This is a genomic window from Mycobacterium sp. 1274761.0, from assembly GCF_001668615.1.
In the GTDB taxonomy this organism is placed as follows: domain Bacteria; phylum Actinomycetota; class Actinomycetes; order Mycobacteriales; family Mycobacteriaceae; genus Mycobacterium.
In genome coordinates, this window is record NZ_LZMC01000113.1 from 19,881 (window position 1) to 41,618 (window position 21,738).

Annotated in this window: 22 protein-coding genes; 8 read left to right on the forward strand and 14 right to left on the reverse strand. The window is 66.8% G+C overall.

The window, feature by feature from the left end:
- Positions 1–5: 5 nt before the first annotated feature.
- Complete coding sequence (locus A5651_RS24330) at positions 6–488, reverse strand: DUF309 domain-containing protein (RefSeq protein WP_066987349.1); 483 nt, start codon at positions 486–488, stop codon at positions 6–8.
- A 94-nt stretch (positions 489–582) separates the two neighbouring features.
- Between A5651_RS24330 and A5651_RS24335 the strand changes: the two genes are divergently transcribed.
- From A5651_RS24335 to A5651_RS24350, 4 genes are read left to right on the forward strand one after another with little or no spacing between them, the layout of a single operon-like run.
- On the forward strand, positions 583–1,413 hold the full coding sequence (locus tag A5651_RS24335; protein WP_066987352.1) for an LLM class F420-dependent oxidoreductase: 831 nt from the start codon (positions 583–585) through the stop codon (positions 1,411–1,413).
- An 18-nt stretch (positions 1,414–1,431) separates the two neighbouring features.
- The gene (locus tag A5651_RS24340; RefSeq protein ID WP_066987355.1) at positions 1,432–2,367 is read left to right on the forward strand and encodes a transglycosylase SLT domain-containing protein; all 936 of its coding nucleotides are present in this window, start codon (positions 1,432–1,434) and stop codon (positions 2,365–2,367) included.
- Between the two features lie 43 nt (positions 2,368–2,410).
- Complete coding sequence (locus A5651_RS24345; protein ID WP_066987358.1) at positions 2,411–2,812, forward strand: hypothetical protein; 402 nt, start codon at positions 2,411–2,413, stop codon at positions 2,810–2,812.
- Positions 2,813–2,832: 20 nt separating this feature from the next.
- Entirely contained in the window at positions 2,833–3,585 is a 753-nt protein-coding gene (locus A5651_RS24350; protein ID WP_066987361.1) for an enoyl-CoA hydratase, read from the forward strand.
- Here the strand turns inward: A5651_RS24350 and A5651_RS24355 are convergent, their stop codons facing one another.
- From A5651_RS24355 to A5651_RS24390, 8 genes are all read right to left on the reverse strand, one after another.
- Entirely contained in the window at positions 3,586–4,782 is a 1,197-nt protein-coding gene (locus A5651_RS24355) for a dihydrolipoamide acetyltransferase family protein (RefSeq protein ID WP_066987364.1), read from the reverse strand.
- On the reverse strand, positions 4,779–5,834 hold the full coding sequence (locus tag A5651_RS24360) for an alpha-ketoacid dehydrogenase subunit beta (protein WP_066987367.1): 1,056 nt from the start codon (positions 5,832–5,834) through the stop codon (positions 4,779–4,781). The genes A5651_RS24355 and A5651_RS24360 overlap by 4 nt, the downstream gene beginning before the upstream one ends.
- Positions 5,831–6,937 (reverse strand): pyruvate dehydrogenase (acetyl-transferring) E1 component subunit alpha, encoded by a 1,107-nt coding sequence (gene pdhA, locus A5651_RS24365; RefSeq protein WP_066987370.1) that lies wholly within the window; start codon positions 6,935–6,937, stop codon positions 5,831–5,833. The genes A5651_RS24360 and pdhA overlap by 4 nt, the downstream gene beginning before the upstream one ends.
- Positions 6,938–7,167: 230 nt before the next feature.
- Positions 7,168–7,986 carry a CoA ester lyase gene (locus tag A5651_RS24370; RefSeq protein WP_066987372.1) on the reverse strand — a complete coding sequence of 273 codons (819 nt, stop codon included), beginning with the start codon at positions 7,984–7,986 and terminating at the stop codon, positions 7,168–7,170.
- A complete protein-coding gene (locus A5651_RS24375) occupies positions 7,983–8,486 on the reverse strand; it encodes a MaoC family dehydratase (protein ID WP_066987375.1) in 504 nt (167 codons plus the stop codon). Before A5651_RS24375 ends, A5651_RS24370 begins: the two co-directional genes overlap by 4 nt.
- The gene (locus A5651_RS24380; protein WP_066987379.1) at positions 8,483–9,643 is read right to left on the reverse strand and encodes an acyl-CoA dehydrogenase family protein; all 1,161 of its coding nucleotides are present in this window, start codon (positions 9,641–9,643) and stop codon (positions 8,483–8,485) included. The genes A5651_RS24375 and A5651_RS24380 overlap by 4 nt, the downstream gene beginning before the upstream one ends.
- Positions 9,640–11,625 (reverse strand): acetyl-CoA carboxylase biotin carboxylase subunit, encoded by a 1,986-nt coding sequence (locus tag A5651_RS24385; protein ID WP_066987382.1) that lies wholly within the window; start codon positions 11,623–11,625, stop codon positions 9,640–9,642. The genes A5651_RS24380 and A5651_RS24385 overlap by 4 nt, the downstream gene beginning before the upstream one ends.
- 2 nt (positions 11,626–11,627) lie before the next feature.
- Positions 11,628–13,181: a carboxyl transferase domain-containing protein gene (locus A5651_RS24390; protein WP_066987385.1), complete on the reverse strand. Its 1,554-nt coding sequence runs from the start codon at positions 13,179–13,181 to the stop codon at positions 11,628–11,630.
- 90 nt (positions 13,182–13,271) lie between these two features.
- Here A5651_RS24390 and A5651_RS24395 point away from each other — a divergent pair, with 90 nt between their 5' ends.
- The gene (locus A5651_RS24395; protein WP_066987388.1) at positions 13,272–13,913 is read left to right on the forward strand and encodes a TetR/AcrR family transcriptional regulator; all 642 of its coding nucleotides are present in this window, start codon (positions 13,272–13,274) and stop codon (positions 13,911–13,913) included.
- 10 nt (positions 13,914–13,923) lie between these two features.
- Here A5651_RS24395 and A5651_RS25780 read toward each other — a convergent pair whose 3' ends face one another.
- From A5651_RS25780 to A5651_RS24405, 3 genes are all read right to left on the reverse strand, one after another.
- Positions 13,924–14,079: a DUF6131 family protein gene (locus A5651_RS25780; protein ID WP_197496756.1), complete on the reverse strand. Its 156-nt coding sequence runs from the start codon at positions 14,077–14,079 to the stop codon at positions 13,924–13,926.
- Between the two features lie 42 nt (positions 14,080–14,121).
- Positions 14,122–14,337 carry a hypothetical protein gene (locus tag A5651_RS24400; RefSeq protein WP_066987391.1) on the reverse strand — a complete coding sequence of 72 codons (216 nt, stop codon included), beginning with the start codon at positions 14,335–14,337 and terminating at the stop codon, positions 14,122–14,124.
- Between the two features lie 91 nt (positions 14,338–14,428).
- Entirely contained in the window at positions 14,429–16,306 is a 1,878-nt protein-coding gene (locus tag A5651_RS24405; protein WP_082943961.1) for a S9 family peptidase, read from the reverse strand.
- A gap of 101 nt (positions 16,307–16,407) precedes the next feature.
- On the opposite strand from A5651_RS24405, the gene A5651_RS24410 reads away from it, so the two are divergent.
- Positions 16,408–17,190 (forward strand): MmpS family transport accessory protein, encoded by a 783-nt coding sequence (locus tag A5651_RS24410; RefSeq protein ID WP_066987397.1) that lies wholly within the window; start codon positions 16,408–16,410, stop codon positions 17,188–17,190.
- On the opposite strand, the gene A5651_RS24415 is transcribed toward A5651_RS24410, so the two are convergent.
- Positions 17,187–18,524 (reverse strand): MFS transporter, encoded by a 1,338-nt coding sequence (locus A5651_RS24415; protein ID WP_066987401.1) that lies wholly within the window; start codon positions 18,522–18,524, stop codon positions 17,187–17,189. The genes A5651_RS24410 and A5651_RS24415 overlap by 4 nt on opposite strands.
- Between A5651_RS24415 and cmrA the strand changes: the two genes are divergently transcribed.
- Entirely contained in the window at positions 18,523–19,329 is an 807-nt protein-coding gene (cmrA, locus tag A5651_RS24420; protein WP_066987404.1) for a mycolate reductase, read from the forward strand. The genes A5651_RS24415 and cmrA overlap by 2 nt on opposite strands.
- A gap of 82 nt (positions 19,330–19,411) precedes the next feature.
- Here cmrA and A5651_RS24425 read toward each other — a convergent pair whose 3' ends face one another.
- Positions 19,412–20,983: a helicase HerA-like domain-containing protein gene (locus A5651_RS24425; protein WP_066987407.1), complete on the reverse strand. Its 1,572-nt coding sequence runs from the start codon at positions 20,981–20,983 to the stop codon at positions 19,412–19,414.
- Between the two features lie 106 nt (positions 20,984–21,089).
- Here A5651_RS24425 and orn point away from each other — a divergent pair, with 106 nt between their 5' ends.
- Complete coding sequence (gene orn, locus A5651_RS24430; RefSeq protein WP_066987545.1) at positions 21,090–21,737, forward strand: oligoribonuclease; 648 nt, start codon at positions 21,090–21,092, stop codon at positions 21,735–21,737.
- Position 21,738 lies beyond the last annotated feature (1 nt).

Here is a 21,738-nt window from a genome sequence, read left to right on the forward strand (position 1 = left end):
GCCAATCACGGGCGGGACGTGTGTAGCCGCGGCCGCAACCGCTGCGGCGAAATGTCCGCGCCGCGAACCAGATCGGCGATCAGCGTTTCGGCATGGACGACCAGGACATCGACGTCGACACCGTGTGCGCTGTTCTCGCGGCTGCTAATCAGTCCGTCGGCGGCCCTCCGCAGCACCGATTGCGCGCCGGCGCTGTTGCCGCGCTGGATGTGGGTGATGCCAACTGCCAACTGGGCCAACGCTTGCCACATCGCGCGTTCGGCATGCGGCGCGTTCTTCCACGCCGCCTCCAACACCTCGTGCGCATTGAACGCCAACCCCTCGTCCAGAAGCTCCTGGGCGTAGCGCAGCGAATCCGCGGCCGAGAGCATCAGATCGTCGGGGATCCGGCTGACCCCGGCACTGCCGTGCGGCAACGGCCGCCCCAGCGCATCGCGGGGTCGAAGGTTGCGCGCCCTGCCCGACTCGTCGCGATCACGATCCCCCACCGGCCCAGTCTCCCATCGCTTCGACAGACGATGGGAATACCCACGGCATCGCGGGCGTCGGAACGTCGCAGGAACCGACAACCTGGAGGCGACAGTGAAGTTCGGCATCTCGACCTTCGTCAACGACGACACCATCGACACGGTGACGCTGGCACGCGCAATCGAGGAACGGGGCTTCGACTCGCTGATGATCGCGGAGCACACGCACATTCCGGCGAGCCGCCAAACGCCCTACCCCATGGGGGGCGAACTGCCGCCGCACTACTACCGAACCCTCGACCCGTTCGTCACGCTCGCCGCCGCCGCTGCGGTGACCTCGACGATCGAACTCGTCACCGGCATCGCGCTGCTGATCCAGCGCGATCCCATCATCACGGCAAAAGAGGCCGCCAGCATCGACCTGATCTCGGGCGGTCGGTTCGTGTTCGGCGTGGGCGCCGGCTGGAACATCGAGGAGCTGCGCCACCACGGCACCGACCCGAAGACTCGCGGCGCGCTTCTCGACGAACGCATCGAAGCCATCGTGGCCCTGTGGACCCGGGAGCCCGCCGAGTACCACGGCCGCTACGTCGACTTCGAGCCGTCATATCTGCGGCCCAAACCCGTGCAGAAACCGCATCCGCCGATTCTCATCGGCGGTGACTCCGACGCCACCGTCAAGCGGGTGATCAGGCATAAGGCCGGCTGGATCTCGAACCCGAGTCCGGTGGAAGCGCTGAAGAAACGTATCGGTCAGATGCGTGCCGGCGCCCACCACGACGTGCCGCTGGCCATGTTCGGCGCACCAGTGAAGCCCGACTACTGGAAAGCCGTCGAGGACCTCGGCTTCGGTCATGTCGGGGTGCTGCTGCCCACCGTTCCGACCGACGAATCGCTGAAGTTGCTCGACGAGTACGCCGCCGCTGTCGACCAGTACCGCGGTTAGGGGTTTACTCTTGTCGCGATGGATCACTGGCGGGTAGTCGCAGCCCTCGGCATCGCCGTCACGGTCGCCGCCTGCTCGCATGACACGCCGTCGGCGCCTGCGGCTTCCCCGAGCCCCGCTCCGGCTGCATCGGCCCCAGCCACCGTGACCATGCTCGACAATGAGGACGCCAAACCCGAGGGCGCCCAACCCCGCCTGGCGTCGGACCCGGCTCAGCTGGCCGACGATCTCGTCGCCGACGAGCACGCGCTGCGCGACCCGTCGACGCCCGAACCGGCGCTGCAGGCCGCGGCGCGCCGCCAGCAGGCGGCCTACCGCGCCATCGGCTATCACAGTGACTGGGACGCGATCGTTCGTCCGCGGATCCCGCCGGAGCTGCTGCAGTCCTACGACCTCAACGTCGACGCGCGGCGCCAGCTCACCGCGCTCGCGGAGGTCAGGGACACGATCCCGGCCTGGCGCATCGTGGCCCCCGCATCCGCCGATGAACTGCTCGGCTACTACCGCGACGCCGAGGCGGCGTCCGGGGTCGGCTGGAACTACCTGGCCGCGATCAACTTGGTCGAAACGCGGCTGGGCAGTGTCGTGGGGCCGAGTTCCGCTGGCGCACAAGGCCCCATGCAATTCCTGCCATCGACGTTCGCCGCCTACGGCGAAGGCGGCGACATCTACTCTCCGCACGACAGCATCATGGCGGCGGGCCGCTATCTCGCCGCCAACGATTTCGCCGCCGATCGCGATAACGCGATCTTCCGGTACAACCACGCGGCGACCTATGTGCGGGCGGTCAACGATTACGCGGCGATACTCGCGGCGGACCCGGCGGCGTTCACCGGGTTCTACCGGTGGGACGTTTACCTCAAGACAACCGCCGGTGATCTGCTGCTGCCCATCGGGTACGCCTCGGATACGCCGATTCCGGTCAGCGAGTATCTCGCCACGCATCCGCAATAGAGTTCTGGCGACTTCACGGGCCGCCGCGATCTAGGATTCACACATGATTCGCCTTGTCGTCGCTGTGTGGGCGGCATTGACCCTGTCGCTGACATTCGACGCCGGCGTCGCGCAGGCCGAACCCTGGCCACCGTCGCCCTGCGGCTTCACGATCACGCCGCCGCAGGTCGTCCAGGTGGACGGTGTCAGCAAGGTGACGGCCACCGTCACGTCCACGGTCTGCGGCATCGCGGCAAGCCCGTACCAGAGCGTGGCGTGCGTGGAACTCGCCGGCCAGCCCGGCGGCTCGTGCATGCAGGGCACCGACACCGCGCAGGTCTATTTCAACGGGCCGTACAAACCGGGCGCGACATATGTATCGCGTGGTCGGGGCTGCGGCATCATCGTTCCCACGCTGCCCGCGGACAACTGTCAGATCCTCGGGCCTGTCACCGCGACCCTGTAGGCGATCACTAGCCTGAAGCGATGTCCGATCGTGTCCTCGTAGAGGTCGAAAACCGCGTCGCGCTGATCACCGTCAACGATCCCGATCGCCGCAACGCCGTCACCGCCGAGATCTCGGCCGGTCTGCGCGCGGCAGTCGACGCCGCCGAAGCCAACACCGACGTCCATGCCCTCATCGTGACGGGGGCAGGCAAGGCGTTCTGCGCAGGCGCGGACCTGACCGCCCTCGGAGATGCCACCGAGGACGGGCTGCGCACCATCTACGACGGCTTCCTCGCGGTGGCCAACTGCCTCTTGCCGACGATCGCAGCGGTCAACGGCGCCGCGGTCGGAGCGGGGCTCAACCTCGCGCTGGCCGCCGACGTCCGCATCGCCGGCCCGGCAGCGCTGTTCGATGCGCGCTTCCAGAAGCTCGGTATCCATCCCGGTGGTGGTGCGACGTGGATGCTGCAGCGCGCCGTTGGTGTGCAGGCCGCACGGGCGTCGCTGCTGTTCGGCATGCGCTTCGACGCCGAGGCCGCGGTGCGCTATGGCCTGGCCCTCGAGATCGCCGACGACCCCGTCGCGGCCGCCAAGGAGCTGGCCGCCGGGCCGGCGGGGGCGCCCCGCGACGTCGTGCTGGCCACCAAGGCATCCATGCGGGCCACCGCCAATCCCGGCGCCCTGGATATCGATCAGCACCGCATCGCGGTCGATACCGAGCTCAAACCCCAAGCGGCGTCAATACTTTCGCCGGAGTTCGCCGAGCGCCTGGCGGCCGCCAAACGCAAGTAGCTAGCCGTCGAGCAGCGCTAGTTCCGGCGACTCGATGAGCTGCTTCAGTTCGCCAAGAAACAACGCCACCTGCGCGCCGTCGGCGATGCGGTGATCGAACGCGGATGTCAACGTCATCGTCGGGCGTGCCACCACCGCGTCATCGATGACAACGGGCCGCGGCTTCAACGAGCCCATGCCCAGGATCGCGGCTTCGGGATAGTTGATGACGGGCACGCCCTCGTCCAGCCCGAGGGCGCCGAAGTTCGACACGGTGAACGTCGAACCTTGCAGCTCAGCGGGTTTCACCGTGCCCGCCCGCGCTTCGTCGACCAGACGGGACACCGTCGCCGCCAACTCGCGGGTCGTCTTGTCCTGCGCATCCTTGACCACGGGCACGAGCAGCCCGCGCGGTGTGGCCACACCGAATCCGAGGTGCACGGCAGAGTGAATGTGGATGTGCGCACCGCCTGCGGTATCCACCCATGTCGAGTTGAACAGCGGGTGGTGGGTCAGCGCCGTGGTCACCAGCCGTAGCGTCAACACAAATGGGGTTATCGGCGGTCCCTCGTCGCCGACGGCGTCGCGAAGCCGGTCGCGTACGCGCAATAGCGCCGAGCAGTCGACCACAACGCCGGCATGCGCATCCGGAATCTTGTTTCGGGACAATGTCATCCGTTGTGCCATCGTGGCCTGCACACCATGCACATCGACTGTGCCGGAATCCGGCGCCGAGCTGCCTGCCGCTGCCAGCACGTCCTCTCGGGTGACGATTCCGTCCGGTCCGGAACCTGGCATCAACGACGACAGGTCGACGTGCAGGTCGGCGGCCAGCTTGCGCACCGCCGGCTTGGCCCGCGGCCTGGTCCCGTCGGCCGGTGCGCGCCGACTGAGGTCCAGCTCGTCGTCGGCGCCGTAACCCACAAGCACCGGCGTTCGCGTCGGCTTGGCACCGTTTGTCGCAACGGGCGCATCGGTGGCGATGCGCACCAACACCGCACCGACGGCCAGCGTCTCACCTTCTGCCCCACCGAGTTCCACGATCCGACCCGCATAGGGACTCGGGATCTCGACTTCGGCCTTATTGGTCTCGACGCTGCACAGCGTCTGGTTGAGCGCGACGTCATCGCCGACGGCGATGCTCCAGCCGGTGATCGTCGCGTCCTCGAGACCCTCGCCGAGGTCGGGTACCAAGAAGTCGCGCACCTCCCCGGTCATGCGTGCATCGCCTTTTCGACGCAATCGATGATCCGGTCGACGCCGGGCAGCCACAATTTCTCCAGCCGCGCCGGCGGGTAAGGGGTGTCGAATCCGGTGGCCCTCAATACCGGAGCCTCCAGGTCGTAGAACAGCTCTTCCTGGAGCCGAGCCGCCAACTCGGCGCCGAACCCGAGCGTGCGGGCTCCTTCATGCGCCACCACCGCGCGCCCCGTCTTACGCACCGATGCCGCGATGGTGTCGAAATCCAGCGGGTTCAGGGAGCGTAGGTCGACGATCTCGATGTTGCAGCCGTAGTGCTCCGACGCGACATCCGCTGCGGCCAAGGCGGTCTGAACCAGCCCGCCGTAGGTCAGCACGGTCACGTCGTCGCCGACACGGCGCACGGCGGCGCGGCCGATCGGCAGACCCGGCCGGCTGATGTCGACGTCTTCCCGCAGCCAGTACCGCCGTTTGGGCTCCAGGAACACCACCGGGTCACGGCTGGCGATCGAATGCCGCAGCAGCCAGTAGGCGTCCGACGGCGTCGACGGCACCACGACTTTCAGCCCGGCGGTATGCGCCCAATATGTTTCGGTGGATTCCGAATGGTGTTCGACCGCACCGATTCCGCCGAAGGACGGGATGCGGATCGTGACGGGCATGTCGACCTCACCGTGGGTACGTAGCCGGTACTTCGCCAGGTGGCTGACCATCTGGTCGAAGGCCGGGTAGGAGAACCCGTCGAACTGGATCTCGGGCACCGGGACAAAGCCGCGGATCGCGAAGCCGATCGCGATGCCGATGATCGCCGACTCCGCCAGCGGTGTATCGAAACACCGCCCGTCGCCGAAGGTTTCGGCCAGTCCCTCGGTGACGCGGAAGACGCCGCCGAGCTTGGCGACATCCTCACCGAAGACCAGCACATGGTCGTCGGCGGCCATTGCGTCGTGCAGCGCCCGGTTGATGGCCGCCACCATGGTCAGGCTCGTGGCGACGGGTACCGGTGTGAACAGCGACGGTTCGTGGGCGTCGTCCCCGAAACCGGCTGGGCGCTCGACGATTTGTGTCATTGCCCCGCCTCCTTCGCCAGCTCGGCCGCCAACTGGTCACGCTGGGCTTGCAGCGTCGGGGTGATCTCCGCATAGACGGTGTCGAACAACTCGCCGACGTCCATGTCAGGTGTGGTGATGATCGCGTCGCGCAGCTCGGCGCACAGGCGGGCAGACCGCGTCTGCACGCGGTGTTCGAGCCGTTCGCTCCACGCGTCGACGTTCTGTAAATAGTTGCGGTACCGCGAAATCGGGTCCAGTGCCGCCCACGCGTCGACCTCGTCTTGTGACCGGTAGCGGGTCGGGTCATCGGACGTGGTGTGCGGACCCATGCGGTAGGTCACCGCTTCGATCAGCGTGGGGCCGCCGCCGGCGCGGGCGCGGTCTGCGGCCTCGGCCATCACCGCGTAGCACGCCAGCACGTCGTTGCCGTCGACCCGGATGCCGGGCATTCCGTAGCCGATCGCCCGGTGCGCGATCGACGGCGCCGCATGCTGTTGACCGACCGGAACGGAGATCGCCCACTGGTTGTTCTGCACGAAGAACACGCACGGCGCCTTGTACACCGCGGCGAAATTCATCGCTTCGTGGGCGTCGCCCCCGCTGGTGGCACCGTCACCCAGATACGCGACCGTGATGGAGTCCTCGCCGAGGCGCTGTGCGGCCATTGCCGCGCCGACGGCATGCAAACCGTGCGTGCCGATGGAAATCGCGATGGGAGCGACGCGCTTGTCGGTGAAGCCGAGCCCACCGTGCCACCGGCCCCGCCAGACCGCGCCTATCTGCGCCGGGGTGATGCCGCGCAACAGAAATGCACCGATCTCGCGGTACTGCGGGAACAGCCAGTCGGTTTTGCGTAGGCACGCTGCCGACCCGACCTGTGCGGCTTCCTGTCCGCGACACGACGCGAACAGCGCCAATTCGCCCTGGCGCTGCAGGTTGACAAACTCCGCGTCCAGAGCCCGGGTAACGGCCATGGACTCGTACAACCAGGCGAGTGTCTCGGGTGGAAGATCTCTGCGGTATCGCGAGGCGGTCGGCGTCCCGTCGGGCGCGACCAGCTGAATCGGCTCCAGCCCGACGTCATCGTAGGACGCCAGGGGTGCCTGAATGGACCCTGCCATACCGCCTCCTAGGGTCACTGACGGCGGGTCGCGCCGTCAGGCGACTGAGGTGCTCAGCACGGAGGCGGTCAGAGCAAACCCCTGGTGAGGGGCCACCGGCTAGGCGCCAGGGTGAGGCGCCAGCTGGACGATGCGCTCTGCTCGCCGCAGCACTGGGGCATCCACCATTATGCCGCGACCCGGGAGGTGTGCACGGGTTCGACGCGGCGGTTCACGAGAGGCGTGATCTCTTACAGCGGATTGGTGGGGGCGAGCCCCATGATGCGCTCCGCCCGGCGAAGAACGGGAGAATCGACCATCAGCCCTTCGAACTGGAAGACGCCGCGCTCGCTGCGGGCCGTCTCGAGCACCCGCCGTGCCCAGTCCACCTGCTCGTCGGTCGGCGCGTAGGCGCCGCGTATCACCGCCACCTGGGTTGGATGGATGGCGACCTTGGCGTCGAATCCGACGGCGACCGCATCGTCGGCCTCGACCCGCAACCCGTCGAGATCCTTGATGTCGAGGTACACCGAATCGAGCGCCATCCGCCCATACGCCTTGGCCGCCAGCAGGGTCTGTGACCGGACGTGCTTGGCGACGTCGCGATAGCTGCCGTCCGGCCATCGGTTGGCCGTCCCGCCCGTCACCGCGAACAAGTCCTCCGCACCCCACATCAGCGCGTACGCGTTGTCGATACGGGCCAGCTCGTTGACCATCACCGCGCCCAGCGGTGTCTCGATCAGCACGACGACATCCAGCGGTGCGAGGTCGCGGATCTGCTGCGGGTCCTCGGTTTTCGCCAGCATCACCGTCGTGTACTTGGTCTTCGACAGCGCCTCGAGGTCGGCCTGATGGTCGTCGGTGGCTGCGGGGTTGACTCGCACCACGGTGCGGTCGGGATCCAGCGGCGCCTGCACAAGCGCCTCGCGTGCAGCGTCCCTGTCCTTCGCTGCCACACCGTCTTCCAGATCGAGGATCACCACGTCGGCTGCCGCGGCGGCCTTATCGAATCGCTCCGGACGGTCAGCTGGGCAGAACAGCCACCCGGGCCCGGACTGCTGGAGGCTCACTGCGCATCTCCCTCAGGACGCTTGCGCACCATGGTCTTTCGTGACGCCGTCGCCACGATGTCGCCATGTTGGTTGCGGCCGGTGTGGGCGAAGGTGACGATGCCCTCGCCCGGGCGGCTCTTCGACTCGCGCTTGTCGATCACTTCTGTCTCGGCGTAGAGCGTGTCGCCGTGGAACAGGGGCTTCGGGAAGGCCACCTCGCCGAAGCCGAGGTTGCCGACGATCGTGCCCTGGGTCAGCTGGGCTACCGACAGGCCGACGAGCGTGGACAGCGTGAACATCGAGTTGACCAGCCGCTGGTTGAACGGCGGCAAGGCGTCGGAGAAGGCGGCGTCGAGATGCAGCGCCTGGGTGTTCATGGTCAGCGTGGTGAACAGAACGTTGTCCGCCTCGGTGATGGTGCGGCCGGGCCGGTGAAGGTAGCGCACACCGGTTTCGAACTCCTCGTACCACAATCCCCGCTGAACTACGACTTTCGGCGAACCGCCTTCGGCACTCACAGTCCCGACTCCCGCGCGATCAGCATCAACTGCACTTCGGTTGTCCCTTCGCCGATTTCGAGGATCTTGCTGTCGCGGTAGTGCCGCGCAACCGGATATTCGTTCATGAAGCCGTATCCGCCGAAGACCTGGGTGGCGTCGCGGGCGTTGTCCATTGCCGCCTCGCTGGCGACCATCTTGGCGATGGCGGCGGCTTTCTTGAACGGCTTGCCCGACAACATGAGTGCGGCCGCGTCGTAGTAGGCCGTGCGCGCAACATGTGCACGGGCCTCCATGCGCGCGATCTTGAAGGCGATGGCCTGGTATGTGCCGATCGCGGCGCCGAACGCTTCACGTTCCTTGGCGTAGCGCACACATTCGTCGACGCAGCCCTGCGCGGCGCCGACCGACAGCGCGGCGATCGCGATGCGACCCTCATCGAGGATTCGCAGGAAGTTGGCATAGCCGCGACCGCGCTCACCCAGCAGGTTCTCGGCGGGCACGCGCACGTCGTCGAAGCTGAGCGGGTGGGTGTCCGATGCGTTCCAGCCCACCTTGTTGTACGCGGGTTCGACGGTGAAGCCCTCGATGGGCACCGGCACCAGGATCGACGAGATCTCCTTCTTGCCGTTGGCTTCGCCGGTGACCGCGGTGACGGTCACCAGCTTGGTGATGTCGGTACCCGAGTTGGTGATGAACTGCTTGCTGCCGTTGATGATCCAGTGATCGCCGTCGAGCTTGGCTGTGGTCTTGGTGGCGCCGGCGTCGGTTCCGCCGCCCGCCTCGGTCAGGCCGAAGGCACCGAGCGCCCTGCCGCTTGCCAAGAGCGGCAACCATTCCCGCTTCTGCTCCTCGTTGCCGAACCGGTAAACCGGCATTGCCCCGAGGGAAACTCCGGCCTCCAGCGTGATCGCCACGCTCTGGTCGACCTTGCCGAGTTCTTCCAGCGCCAGGCACAGCGCGAAGTAGTCGCCGCCCATGCCGCCGTACTCCTCGGGGAACGGCAAACCGAACAGGCCCATGTCGGCCATCCCCGACACCACCTCGTATGGGAACGAATGCTCCTCGTCGTGCTTGGCGGCCACCGGCGCCACGACACTCTGTGCAAAGTCGCGCACCGTCTTGGCCAGCTGCTCATAGTGGTCCGGCAGGGTGCCGGTGGCCAGAAAATCACTCATGACTGCTCTTTCTCGACTGCTGTAATAAGGGCCAACGGTTGACTTACCTTGACCTGATCGCCGACGGCGACGAGTAGTTGTACGACGCCGTCGACCGGTGCGGTCAAGGCGTGCTCCATCTTCATCGCCTCCACCGCCACAACGACCTCTCCCGCTTCGACGGTTGCGCCGTTCTCGACACCGACGGCGACGACGGCGCCGGGCATGGGGCTGACGAGTTCGGCGTCGCCGCTGTGTTCGTCGTCGGGACGCACGGGCGCCTCGCGCACCTCGTCGATGGCCGTCGTGTGCCCGGCGCACGCCAGCCAGATCCGACCGTCGGTGGCCGCGACCAGGTAGTCGGTGCGCAGGCAGTCGAGCGTCACGATGAGCCGGTCGGCGTCGAGTGTCGCTGTCAGCGTGTGTGATTCACCGTCCTCGACGACAGCGGTCGCCGCCTCTGGTGTGCCGGTGAGGTACACGTGATCGGTGCGCTCGCCCGCGTGCAGGCGCACCACGGTGGGAGCGTGCGTCCCGATGCGCCAGCCCGACGGCACCGCCCAGAGGTTGCCCGTCGGCGCCGTCCAGCCGCGCAGCCATTTATATGCAGCCGCGGCGATCAGCTCATCGTCGCCGGTTTCGGCGGCGGTGAAATCCGTTGTCCTGCGGTCCAACAACCCTGTGTCGAGTCGACCGGCGACGACGTCGGGGTCGGCCAGCAGAAAGCGGAGGAACTCGATGTTGGTGGTCACGCCCAGCACTGCGGTGTCGACCAACGCGCGATCCAGTGTGCGCAGCGCCGCGGACCGGTCGCCGGCATGGGCGATGACCTTGGCCAGCATCGGGTCGTAATCGCTGCCGACAATGGTGCCTTCGGCGAGTCCGGAGTCGACCCGCACGCCGCGGCCCTCCGGCTCGACGAGACCGAGTACCTCGCCGCCGGTCGGCAGGAAGCCCAACGTGGGGTCCTCGGCGTAGACCCGTGCTTCGATGGCATGTCCGGTCATCGTGATGTCGTCCTGCGAGATCGACAGCTTCTCCCCCGCCGCGACGCGTACCTGCTGCTCGACGAGGTCGATGCCGGTGACCATTTCGGTGACGGGGTGCTCGACCTGAAGGCGCGTGTTCATCTCCATGAAGAAGAACTCGTCGGGCCGGTCGGCGGACACGATGAATTCGACGGTGCCCGCACCGGTGTAGTCGACGCTGCGGGCGGTATCACATGCAGCCGCGCCGATCCGGGCCCGCGTCGCGGCGTCCAGCAGCGGGGATGGCGCTTCCTCGATCACCTTCTGGTGACGCCGCTGCAGGCTGCATTCGCGTTCGCCTAGGTGCACGACGTTGCCGTAGCCGTCGGCGAGCACCTGCACCTCGATGTGGCGCGGGTTCAGCACGAAACGTTCGAGGAAAAGCGTGTCGTCACCGAAAGCCGCACCCGCCTCTCGGCGTGCGCTCGCCAGGGCGCCGGGCAACTCAGATGGTTGATGCACGACCCGCATGCCCTTGCCGCCGCCGCCGGCCGAGGGCTTGACCAGCACGGGGTATCCGATATCCCCCGCCGCCGCGACGAGTTCGTCGTCGGTCAGTCCTGGCCGGGCTATGCCGGGGACGACAGGCACCCCGAACGCCGACACCGTCGTCTTGGCCGCGATCTTGTCGCCCATCGTCTGGATGGCCTTGACCGGCGGACCGACGAACGCGACTCCCGCGGCGTCCAGCGCGGCGGCGAATTCGGCGTTCTCCGAGAGGAAGCCGTATCCGGGGTGGACGGCCTGGGCGCCGGTGCGGCGGGCGGCATCGACGACGGCGGCGATGTTGAGGTAGCTCTGCCGCGCCGGGGCCGGCCCGATGCCGACCGCGATGTCGGCCTCGGCAACGTGGCGGGCGTTGGCGTCGGCGTCGCTGAAGACGGCGACCGAGCGGATACCCATCTCACGCAGCGTGCGGATGACCCGCACGGCGATCTCGCCGCGGTTGGCCACCAGAACAGTGTTGAAAGTCATGCTCACATCCGAAAGACGCCGTAGGAGACCGGTTCCAGGGGCGCCTGGCCGACGACCGAAAGCGCAAGCCCAAGCACGGTTCTGGTGTCGGCCGGGTCGATCACCCCGTCGTCCCACAGCCGCGCGGTGGAATAGAAGGGGTTGCCCTGGTGCTCGTACTGCGCGCGGATCGGCGCCTTGAACTCCTCTTCCTGTTCCGGCGTCATGTCACCGCGAACGGTCGCCAGTACCGATGCCGCTTGTTCGCCGCCCATCACCGAGATCCTGGCGTTGGGCCACATCCATAAAAAGCGAGGCGAATACGCGCGTCCGCACATCGAATAATTCCCGGCCCCGTACGAGCCGCCGATCACGACCGTCAGCTTCGGCACTCGCGCACACGCTACGGCGGTAACCATCTTGGCGCCGTGCTTGGCGATGCCGCCGGCCTCGTAGTCGCGTCCGACCATGAACCCGGAGATGTTCTGTAGGAACAACAGCGGCACCGTGCGCTTGTCGCACAGCTCGATGAAATGCGCGCCTTTCAGCGCCGATTCGGAGAACAGCACGCCGTTGTTGGCGACGATGCCGACGGGATGGCCGTGGATGCGGGCGAATCCGGTGACCAACGTGGCCCCGTAGTCGGCCTTGAACTCGGCGAACGAGCCGCCGTCGACGATTCGGGTGATGACCTCGTGCACGTCGTAGGGCACCCGCGAATCGACCGGCACGACGTCATAGAGCTCGGTCTGGTCGGCCACGGCGTCGACGGTCGGGACAACGTCCCACGGCGGGTCAAGGCGCGGCCCGAGCGTCGACACGATACGCCGCACGATCCGTAGGGCGTCGCGGTCGTCGCTGGCCAAGTGGTCGGTGACACCGGACGTCTTCGAATGAAGGTCACCGCCGCCGAGTTCCTCTGCGGTCACCACCTCACCCGTCGCGGCCTTCACCAGCGGTGGGCCGCCGAGGAAGATCGTGCCCTGGTTGCGGACGATGACGGCTTCGTCGCTCATCGCGGGCACATACGCCCCGCCCGCCGTACACGAACCGAGCACCGCGGCGATCTGCGGAATTCCCTTGGCGCTCATCGTGGCCTGGTTGTAGAAGATGCGGCCGAAGTGCTCGCGGTCGGGGAACACCTCGTCCTGGCGCGGCAGGAACGCCCCGCCGGAGTCGACGAGATAGATGCACGGCAGCCGATTCTGCAGCGCGATCTCCTGGGCGCGCAGGTGCTTCTTGACCGTAATCGGGTAGTAAGTACCACCTTTCACAGTGGCGTCATTGGCGACGATCATGCATTCGCGTCCCGACACCCGCCCGATGCCGACGATCATGCCCGCGCCGGGACACTCGTCGTCGTACATGCCATCAGCGGCCAGCGGCGCCACCTCGAGCAGCGGGCTGCCCGGGTCCAGCAACCCGTCGACGCGGTCGCGCGGCAGTAGCTTTCCGCGGCCCACGTGGCGCTCGCGTGATTTCGCAGGGCCGCCCAGCGCGGCCGCGGCCATCTTCTCCCGCAGCTGTGCGACCAGCGCGAGATGCTGCTCGCGACTGCCCTGGAGCGTTGCTGTCATCGATACGCCCACTTCGGTTGAGTTAATGCCGACTAACTCGTAGGATGTTAGTCACGATTAACCGAATTGTCCACGGGATGGGGGTGACGGTTGTCGGTCCCGGCATCCAATTCCACCGTCACAAGCCGCAGCAAGGCCAAATCGGATCGCCGCGACAAGCTGATCGCCGCGGCCGAGAGACTGGTCGCCGAGCGTGGCTTTCTCGCCGTGCGACTGGAGGACATCGGGGCGGCGGCAGGCGTCAGCGGCCCCGCGATCTACCGGCACTTTCCCAACAAAGAAGCGCTACTGGTCGAGTTGCTGGTGGGCATCAGTACCAGACTGCTCGCCGGAGCGAGATCGGTCGTCGCCGAGGCATCCGACGCGGCAACGGCGTTGGACGGTCTCATCGATTTCCATCTCGACTTCGCGCTCAACGAGTCCGACCTGATCCGCATTCAGGACCGCGACCTCGGACACCTTCCCGAGCCAGCGAAACGTCAAGTCCGCAAGGCCCAGCGGCAGTATGTCGAGATTTGGGTCGACGTGCTTCTCCGCCTGGGCCGGGCGGACAGTGACGCCGACGCTCGGCTCATGGCGCATGCGGTCTTCGGACTGCTGAACTCGACGCCGCACAGCGTGCGTCCCGCAACGGCCAAATCGGCCAGCCAAGGAACGGTTCGCGGGTCGCGGGCGATCTTGCGAGAGATGACGATCGCGGCCCTGTCCCTGACCGGCCGAAGCGGCGCCTAGGCGTCAGTATCTAGTACCAGTATTTTCGGCCGCCGACGGCCCGACCGGTTGCGCCGAGGATCCAGAACACGGCGCCGATGACGATCAGTACGACACCGATGTAGGTCAGGATCGACAGGCTGAACAGGATCCCCAGTATCAAGAGGATCACTCCGAGGACGATCATTGCTCTACTCCTTTGTACGGTGAATTACTTTGGGCCCGTTGACTACTGACTGGGCTCGGGCAGTTTGACGTTGCAATCCGCCACCTTCGGGTTGGCCCCCGCGTAGTTCAACGGCCCGGCAACGACCGTCAACGCGATGGTGCCCGCTGTGGCGCAGTTGTTTGAATCGGTCTTGAAGTAGTCGCGCTGGTAGGCCGCCAATACGCCGATCAGCAACCAAATCAACACGATTACGCCGAGAATTCCGCCACCACGCATGCTGGCCTCCTCCTGTCGAGCGCCCAGTTGGCGCAGGAGGGTTTACCCCGCGGATAATTTCAGTAAACGCTCAAATCTGATCTTGAGCGGTTCAGGACTGTTGTAAGTCGGCGAACGCCGTGGTGAGCCAGTCGCACATGGCCTTGACCAGCACCGCTCGGTTCTCCCGCTTGTCGATCTCGTGGCCGTCATCGGCGAACAGCAGTTGCTCGACGTTGCGGCCCAATATCCGCAAAGCGTCGTACATCTGCTGCGACTCACTGGGCGGCACGTTGGTGTCGTTGAGGCCGTGGACCAGAAGCAGCGGCGCCGTCAGGGCGTGCGCCCGCAGCAAAGGCGATAGCTGGTCGAGCAACTCCCTGTCGCTGACCGGATGGCCGTATTTCGGGTAGGCCGCCGCGGCGATCCACGGCTCGGTGTTGTGATACCACGTGTTCAGGTCGCTCATTCCGCAGATGCTGATACCCGCGGCGAACAGTTGCGGATGGAACGTCAGCGCCGCCTGGGTGAGGTACCCGCCATACGACCAGCCGCAGCATGCAATGCGGTCGCGCGGCGCGAACCCGCGGTCGACCAGGAACAGCGCCGCGTCGGCGACGTCATCGATGGCCGCGAAGCGCTTCTCCCGGTCGTCGGCGTGCATGAAGTGCCGCCCAAATCCCCCAGAGCCGCGGACGTTTGGCAGGAAGACCGTGATGCCCAACTCCAGCAGCGCGGGGAAGAACTCGTTATACCCCGGCCTGCCCTGACCCTCGGGTCCACCGTGGAGAAACATCATCGCCCCGATCGAGGCGACGCCCTCGGGTGGACGAAAGAGCCAGCCGCTGAACTTCAACCCGTCACGGGCGGTGATGATCTCGAGCGTGGGAGGTGCCGACAGCGGGCCGCTGCTTGGCTCGCGATCGATGCGTTCCCATTCCCTGGTACGCGGGTCGACGAGCTCCACCGTGCGCGGCATGTCGGGACCCTCGACCGTCATCGCCACCATCGAACCGCCTGCGCTGATGGACAGCTCGGTGGCCACCATGCCCGGCAGCGGAATGGGGTCGTGCAACGTGTTGTCGGCGTATTCGAGGATTTGCAACTCGCTGGCGCCGTTGATGTTCCACAACATCGCGACGGTGGACAGGTCGTCGCTGACGACGAACTCGTCGAGCTCATACCCCGGTCGTTCGGCGATGACGTGATAGTGCACGCCGTCGGCGGTCGTGGTGACCTCCAGCAGTCGGGCGTGCTCAGCCCCGTTCTCGCTGCGGATCAGCGCGCGCACATAACCCTCAGTGCTGTTGGGTCCGTAGGTCTTTGCGGGGTGATACAGCTCGAAGTGCTCCCCCTCCAGACCGGATCGCAGCCGTCGCGGCTGCTGGTCGTCGAGGATGACACCGGTATCTGTGGTCGATCCCGGATCGTAAGGCAGCAGCGCCGTTTCGGTCAGGCCGCGCAGCATGATCAGGTCGCGGTACCCTCTCGGGCCCACGCGTACCAGCGCGGCGCCCGCCCACGCGTCGACCAGCCGGCCACCCGAACGTCGGTCCAGGACCGTTATCGTGCCGTCGCTGGGATCGATCAGGCACGAACTGCCGACGCCGTCGTCGCCAGTGAGGATCGCCGCGACTTGTGTGCCGTCCCAACCGATCAGCTCCGCTGTGCCTTCAGGAAAGCCGGCCGGCCACCGGTCGATGCGCCGGGCGGCGCGGTCGTCGGGGTCGGTCGTGACGACCCATAGCTGACTGCGGCTGCCGCCCTCGGGCGCCACTTCGCACGCCAGCCAGTGGCCGTCGGCGGAGTGCATCACCCGATAGACCGGACCCTCGACCGGGAGTTCGACGTCGCGTGACGAACTCGCCCGCCACCCGCGGAGAAACCGTTGAACGGCCCGCGGATATCCGCCGTCGTCGACCAGGTGCGCGAACGCCGTCGCGTCCGGCGACAGCGACGCCCCGTAGTTCGTGCGCACCATCTGGCTCATCAACGTCAGCTTGCCATGCCGCCGCACGTAAGCGATGTGCTTACCCGCTGGGCGGCGGGTCACCTCCGGCGGCGCAGGTACCCTGCAGCCATGAGGTGGGTATGACGAATACACCACGAGGCGACGGGCCTGATCCGACGCAGCCGTTGGGCCCCAGCTATCCCGGGTATCCCGATCCGGCGTACGGCGGCCAGAACCCGTACGGGCCCGCGTACCAGTCGCCGCCCGACCCGACCCGCCAACTGCCGCCGGTGTCGCCGTACGGCTATGACCCCTACGGCACCGGTCAGTACCCGGGCGGTCAATACGGCCCCCCGTATCCGCCCGGCGAACCGCCCGAAGGACCACCACCGCCCAAGTCACCGCGCTGGCTGTGGATCGCCGCCGCGCTGGCTGTCCTGTTGGTCGTCGCCCTGGTGATCGCCTTGGTGGTCGTCAACAGCTCGAAGCAGGACACGGTCGTGGCGCCGCCGCCGATGCCCGAACCCACAACCACCCGCACTCCGTCGACCACGACAACTCAACGGCCGCTGACCCCGGTCGTGCCGGTGCCGACTCCGCGCACGACCACCACGACGAGCCCGACCGGCCCGACCAGCCCGTCTGCCGCACCCGGCACCACCGAGTCGGTGGTGTACGAGGTCACCGGAACGGGCAGGGCCATCAACATCACCTACGTCGACACCGGCAGCCTGCTGCAAACCGAGTTCAACGTCGTGCTGCCCTGGCGCAAGGAAGTGCAATTACCTAGTCCCGCCGAGGATTCAGCGAGCGTCACGATCGTCAACGTCGGCAGGGCGGTGTCATGCACAGTGACGGTCAACGGCGTTCAGGTGCAGTCGAACACCGGTAACGGGCTGACGATCTGCACGGCGGCGCGTTAACGCGCTGAAGCCCGGTGGGGTGCGTGCACCGCCGCCATCGCCGCCAAACCGACGCTCACGACGACGATCAGACCGCCGGTGCCGGCCCGCACCGCGCCGAACCAGTCGATGAACAGTGAGATGAGCGACGGTGCAAGGAACGACACCGCGCGGCCGGTAGTGGTGTAGAGGCCGAAGGCGATGCCCTCCTTGCCGTCGACGGACAAGCGCAGCATGAGCGTGCGCGCCGACGACAGCGTCGGGCCGATCGACAGGCACAGGGCCAGCCCGCAGACCCAGAACGCGACGGGGCCCGACAGCGCCATGAGCACCAGCGCAACGGCGATCATCGAGGCCAGCGATCCCACGATGACAGGCTTAGACCCGAACCTGTCGTCAAGCAGCCCCCCGAGGAGGGCGCCGAGGGCGGCGATGACGCTCGCGCTGACACCGAACAGCAGCACGTCGGCCTCCGAGATGCCGTACACGCTGACCCCCAGGACCGCGCCGAATGCGAACACACCCGTCAGGCCGTCCCGAAACACCGCGCTGGCGATCAAGTAGTAGACGACGTTGCGGTCGCGCCGCCATTCGCCGACGACCTCCGCCCACAACTTGCGGTATGCACCGAAAAAGCCGATGGCGTCGCGCCGCTCGGCCGGCGGTGTCGGGTGCACGACGATGAACAACGGCAGCGCGAACAAGACGAACCACGCGGCGGCCATCAGCATCGCCGCGCGTACGTTCTGGCCATCGGCCGCGGGCAGGCCGAGCAGCCCGCGGGTATCGCCGTCACCTGAGATGACCATCAGATAGACGATGAGAAGCAGCGCCACACTGCCGAAATAACCCATCCCCAGGCCGAATCCGGATATCCGGCCGGATGTCTGCGGGGTGGACAGCTGCCGCAGCATCGCGTTGTACGGCACGGTGGCAAGCTCGCTGCAGGCCGCGGCGAACGCGAGCAGCGCCAGGCCCGGCCACAGATAGTGGTAGTCGTCTCGGATAAGGCTCATCGCCGCGGTCACCACCACCACTAGCCCGGTCAGAGCCGCCAGCACCCGCCGTCGCCGCCACGGCGCGTCGACCCAGATGCCGGTGACCGGCGCGAGGAACGCCACCACCAGACCCGACAACGCCAGTGCCCGGAACAGCCAGCTCTGCGGCGTCGTGGCGCTCGGCAGGTCATCGCCGACGGCGTTGGTCAGATAAACAGAGAAGACAAAGGTCACGACAACCGCGTTGACGCCCGTCGCACCGACGTCCCACAGCGCCCAGGACAGCACCTGCGACCGCCGAATGGTCTCAGGCGGCCGCGTTTCGCTCACGATCGCCCACGATATAGTCCGGCCCATGGCAGTCCCCGCTCCCAGCCCCGATGCCCGTGCCGTCGTCACCGGCGCTTCGCAGAACATCGGCGAGGCGCTGGCCACCGAACTCGCGGCGCGCGGCCATCACCTGATCGTGACGGCCCGGCGCGAGGAGGTTCTGCGGGCGCTGGCCGAGCGGCTCACGGAGTCCTACGGCGTGGTCGTCGAGGTGCGGCCGGTCGACCTCGCCGACCCCACCGAGCGGACCAAGCTGGCCGAGGAACTGTCCGGCCGCGACATCTCGATCCTGTGCGCCAACGCCGGAACGGCGACGTTCGGGCCGGTGTCCAAATTGGATCCGGCGGATGAGAAGGCGCAGGTGCAGCTCAACGTCCTCGGTGTGCACGATCTGGTCCTGGCGGTGCTGCCGGGAATGGTGCAGCGCGGGGCTGGCGGAATCCTGATTTCTGGTTCGGCCGCAGGCAATTCGCCAATTCCCAACAACGCGACCTACGCGGCGACGAAGGCGTTCGTCAATACGTTCAGCGAGTCGCTGCGTGGAGAGCTCAAGCAAGCTGGGGTGAACGTCACGCTGCTGGCGCCCGGCCCGGTCCGCGAGACGCTGCCCGCCGAGCACGAACAGTCCTTGGTGGAGAAGCTGATTCCCGACTTCTTATGGATTTCGACCGAATACACCGCGAAGCTGTCGCTGGATGCGTTGGAGCGCAACAAGATGCGGGTGGTGCCCGGGGTGACATCGAAGGCGATGTCGGTGGCCAGCGGCTATGCACCCCGCGCGATCGTCAGCCCGATCGTCGGCGCGGTCTACAAGAAACTCGGCGGCGACTAATTCTTCCCGCTAAACGGAATTCCAGCACGCCTCTACTCGCACTATCGGTGCTGGAATTCCGTTTCGCGGAGTCCAGCCGTGATCAGCGGCGGCGGCCGGTGCCGAAGATGCTGCGGGTGATCTCGCGGCCGATGACCGTGCCAGCTGAACGCATGGCGCTCTTGAACGCCGGGCTGGCCATCATCTTCTCGAACATGCCGGGTTCGGCGGCGTTCTTCGCCGTCGCCGTACCCTCGGCGCTGGCCTCCCCCGGCGCATCGACCGGCGGGGACTCGGCGGATGGCGCCTTCTCCGGCGGCGCGAGCCGGGCGTTGAGCCGTTCGTAGGCAGATTCGCGGTCGACGGTCTGGCCATACTCCGCCTGCAGCGCGCTGGCCTGCGCCGCAGCCTTGATCGCGTCGGGTCCGATGGCGCCCATCAGCGACCGCGGGGCGCGCATCCTGGTCCAGGCCACCGGCGTCGGTGCGCCTTTCTCGGACAACACCGTGACAACCGCTTCACCGATGCCCAGCGACGTCAGCGCCGACTCCAGGTCGTAAACAGTCGTTTTCGGATACGTGCGGACGGTCTTGGTGAGCGCCTTCTGGTCGTCGGGAGTGAAGGCGCGCAGGGCGTGCTGGATGCGAGCGCCGAGCTGGCTGAGCACGTCGTTGGGCACGTCGGTGGGCAGCTGGGTGCAGAAGAACACGCCGACGCCCTTGGACCGGATCAGCTTGACGGTTTGTTCCACCTGCTCGAGGAAGGCCTTAGAGGCGTCGGTGAACAGCAGATGAGCCTCGTCGAAGAAGAACACGAGCTTGGGCTTCTCGAGGTCGCCGACCTCGGGCAGCGTCGTGAACAGGTCGGCCAGCACCCACATCAGGAATGTGGAGAACATGACGGGGCGGGCGGCCTGATCGCCGAGCTCGAGCAGGCTGATGACGCCGCGGCCCGCGTCGACGCGCAACAGATCCTTGGGCTCGAGTTCCGGTTCGCCGAAGAAGGTGTCGGCGCCTTCGGCTTCCAGATTGACCAGGGCGCGCAGGATGACCCCCGCCGTCGTCGGCGACACCGCTCCGAGCGCCTTGAGTTCGGGCTTGCCTTCGTCGCTGGTGAGGTACTGGATGACCGCGCGCAGATCCTTGACATCCAGCAGCGAGAGCCCCTTCTGGTCGGCCCAGTGGAAGATGAGTCCGAGTGTCGACTCCTGAGTGGCGTTGAGGCCCAATACCTTTGACAACAGGATAGGTCCGAAGCTGGAGATTGTTGCGCGCACGGGCACCCCGATCCCCGACGTACCCAGCGACAGGAACTCCACCGGGAAGGCCGTCGGCGTCCAGTCGTCGCCGGTGTCGGTGGCGCGTTGCTGCGTCTTGTCGTTCGCCTCGCCAGGACGCGAGAGACCCGAGAGATCGCCCTTGACGTCGGCCATGAGCACCGGAACGCCTGCGGCGGAGAGCTGTTCGGCCATAACCTGCAGCGATTTCGTCTTACCGGTGCCGGTTGCGCCGGCCACCAGGCCGTGGCGGTTGACGGTGGCCAACGGGATACGCACCCGCGCGGCGGAATCTACGGCACCGTCAACGACGACGGAGCCCAATTCCAGTGCTTGGCCGACGGCTGTGTATCCGGCTGCGATCTGCTGGGCAGGAGAAGCTGTCGACTCGTTAGCCATGCGCCGAACATTACTGGGGCACCCGCCTGCGCGGCAGGCGTGCGGTGGGACCGGTCGTGCTCCCGCTTGCGGCGGATTGGCTGGCGTGGGCCTACTGTTGATCGCTGTGCGTGACGAATTGGTATGGATCGACTGCGAGATGACCGGGTTGGACCTCAAATCCGACCGGCTCATCGAGATCGCGGTCCTGGTCACCGACGCCGACCTCAACATCCTCGGTGAGGGCATGGACGTGGTCATCCACGCTCCCGACGAAGCGTTGTCTTCAATGATCGACGTGGTTGCCCAGATGCACGATCGGTCCGGGCTGACGGAGGAAGTCCGGGCGTCGACCGTCGACGTGCCCGCCGCCGAGGAGCTGGTGCTCGACTACATCCGCGGCCACGTCAAGCAGGCGAAGACGGCCCCGCTGGCCGGTAATTCCATTGCCACCGACCGCGGCTTCATCGCCCGGGACATGCCGGCCCTGGACGACTATCTGCATTATCGGATGATCGACGTCAGCTCCATCAAGGAGCTGTGCCGGCGCTGGTATCCGAGGATCTATTTCGGGCAGCCGGACAAAGGGCTGGCGCATCGCGCGCTGGCCGACATCCACGAGTCGATCCGCGAACTGCAGTACTACCGGCGCACCGCGTTCGTGGCGCCGCCGGGGCCGTCGACCAGCGATATCGCCGCGGTCGCCGCCGAGCTGGGACCCGCGAGCACCAACGGCGAGGGAATGGATTCGGCTGTCGAGCGCGGGAGCGGCTAGT

Bases quoted from the DNA above. Each gene is read 5' to 3' on its own strand.
- cmrA (WP_066987404.1), top strand. From the start codon at position 18,523: ATGGCAGTCCCCGCTCCCAGCCCCGATGCCCGTGCCGTCGTCACCGGC.
- pdhA (WP_066987370.1), bottom strand. From the start codon at position 6,937: ATGGCAGGGTCCATTCAGGCACCCCTGGCGTCCTACGATGACGTCGGG.
- A5651_RS24415 (WP_066987401.1), bottom strand. From the start codon at position 18,524: ATGGGCCGGACTATATCGTGGGCGATCGTGAGCGAAACGCGGCCGCCT.
- A5651_RS24400 (WP_066987391.1), bottom strand. From the start codon at position 14,337: ATGCGTGGTGGCGGAATTCTCGGCGTAATCGTGTTGATTTGGTTGCTG.
- A5651_RS24380 (WP_066987379.1), bottom strand. From the start codon at position 9,643: ATGAGTGATTTTCTGGCCACCGGCACCCTGCCGGACCACTATGAGCAG.
- A5651_RS24355 (WP_066987364.1), bottom strand. From the start codon at position 4,782: ATGACCGGGGAGGTGCGCGACTTCTTGGTACCCGACCTCGGCGAGGGT.
- A5651_RS24390 (WP_066987385.1), bottom strand. From the start codon at position 13,181: ATGACAGCAACGCTCCAGGGCAGTCGCGAGCAGCATCTCGCGCTGGTC.
- A5651_RS24405 (WP_082943961.1), bottom strand. From the start codon at position 16,306: ATGAGCCAGATGGTGCGCACGAACTACGGGGCGTCGCTGTCGCCGGAC.
- A5651_RS24385 (WP_066987382.1), bottom strand. From the start codon at position 11,625: ATGACTTTCAACACTGTTCTGGTGGCCAACCGCGGCGAGATCGCCGTG.
- A5651_RS24425 (WP_066987407.1), bottom strand. From the start codon at position 20,983: ATGGCTAACGAGTCGACAGCTTCTCCTGCCCAGCAGATCGCAGCCGGA.
- A5651_RS24410 (WP_066987397.1), top strand. From the start codon at position 16,408: ATGACGAATACACCACGAGGCGACGGGCCTGATCCGACGCAGCCGTTG.
- A5651_RS24350 (WP_066987361.1), top strand. From the start codon at position 2,833: ATGTCCGATCGTGTCCTCGTAGAGGTCGAAAACCGCGTCGCGCTGATC.
- A5651_RS24360 (WP_066987367.1), bottom strand. From the start codon at position 5,834: ATGACACAAATCGTCGAGCGCCCAGCCGGTTTCGGGGACGACGCCCAC.
- A5651_RS24345 (WP_066987358.1), top strand. From the start codon at position 2,411: ATGATTCGCCTTGTCGTCGCTGTGTGGGCGGCATTGACCCTGTCGCTG.
- A5651_RS24340 (WP_066987355.1), top strand. From the start codon at position 1,432: ATGGATCACTGGCGGGTAGTCGCAGCCCTCGGCATCGCCGTCACGGTC.
- A5651_RS25780 (WP_197496756.1), bottom strand. From the start codon at position 14,079: ATGATCGTCCTCGGAGTGATCCTCTTGATACTGGGGATCCTGTTCAGC.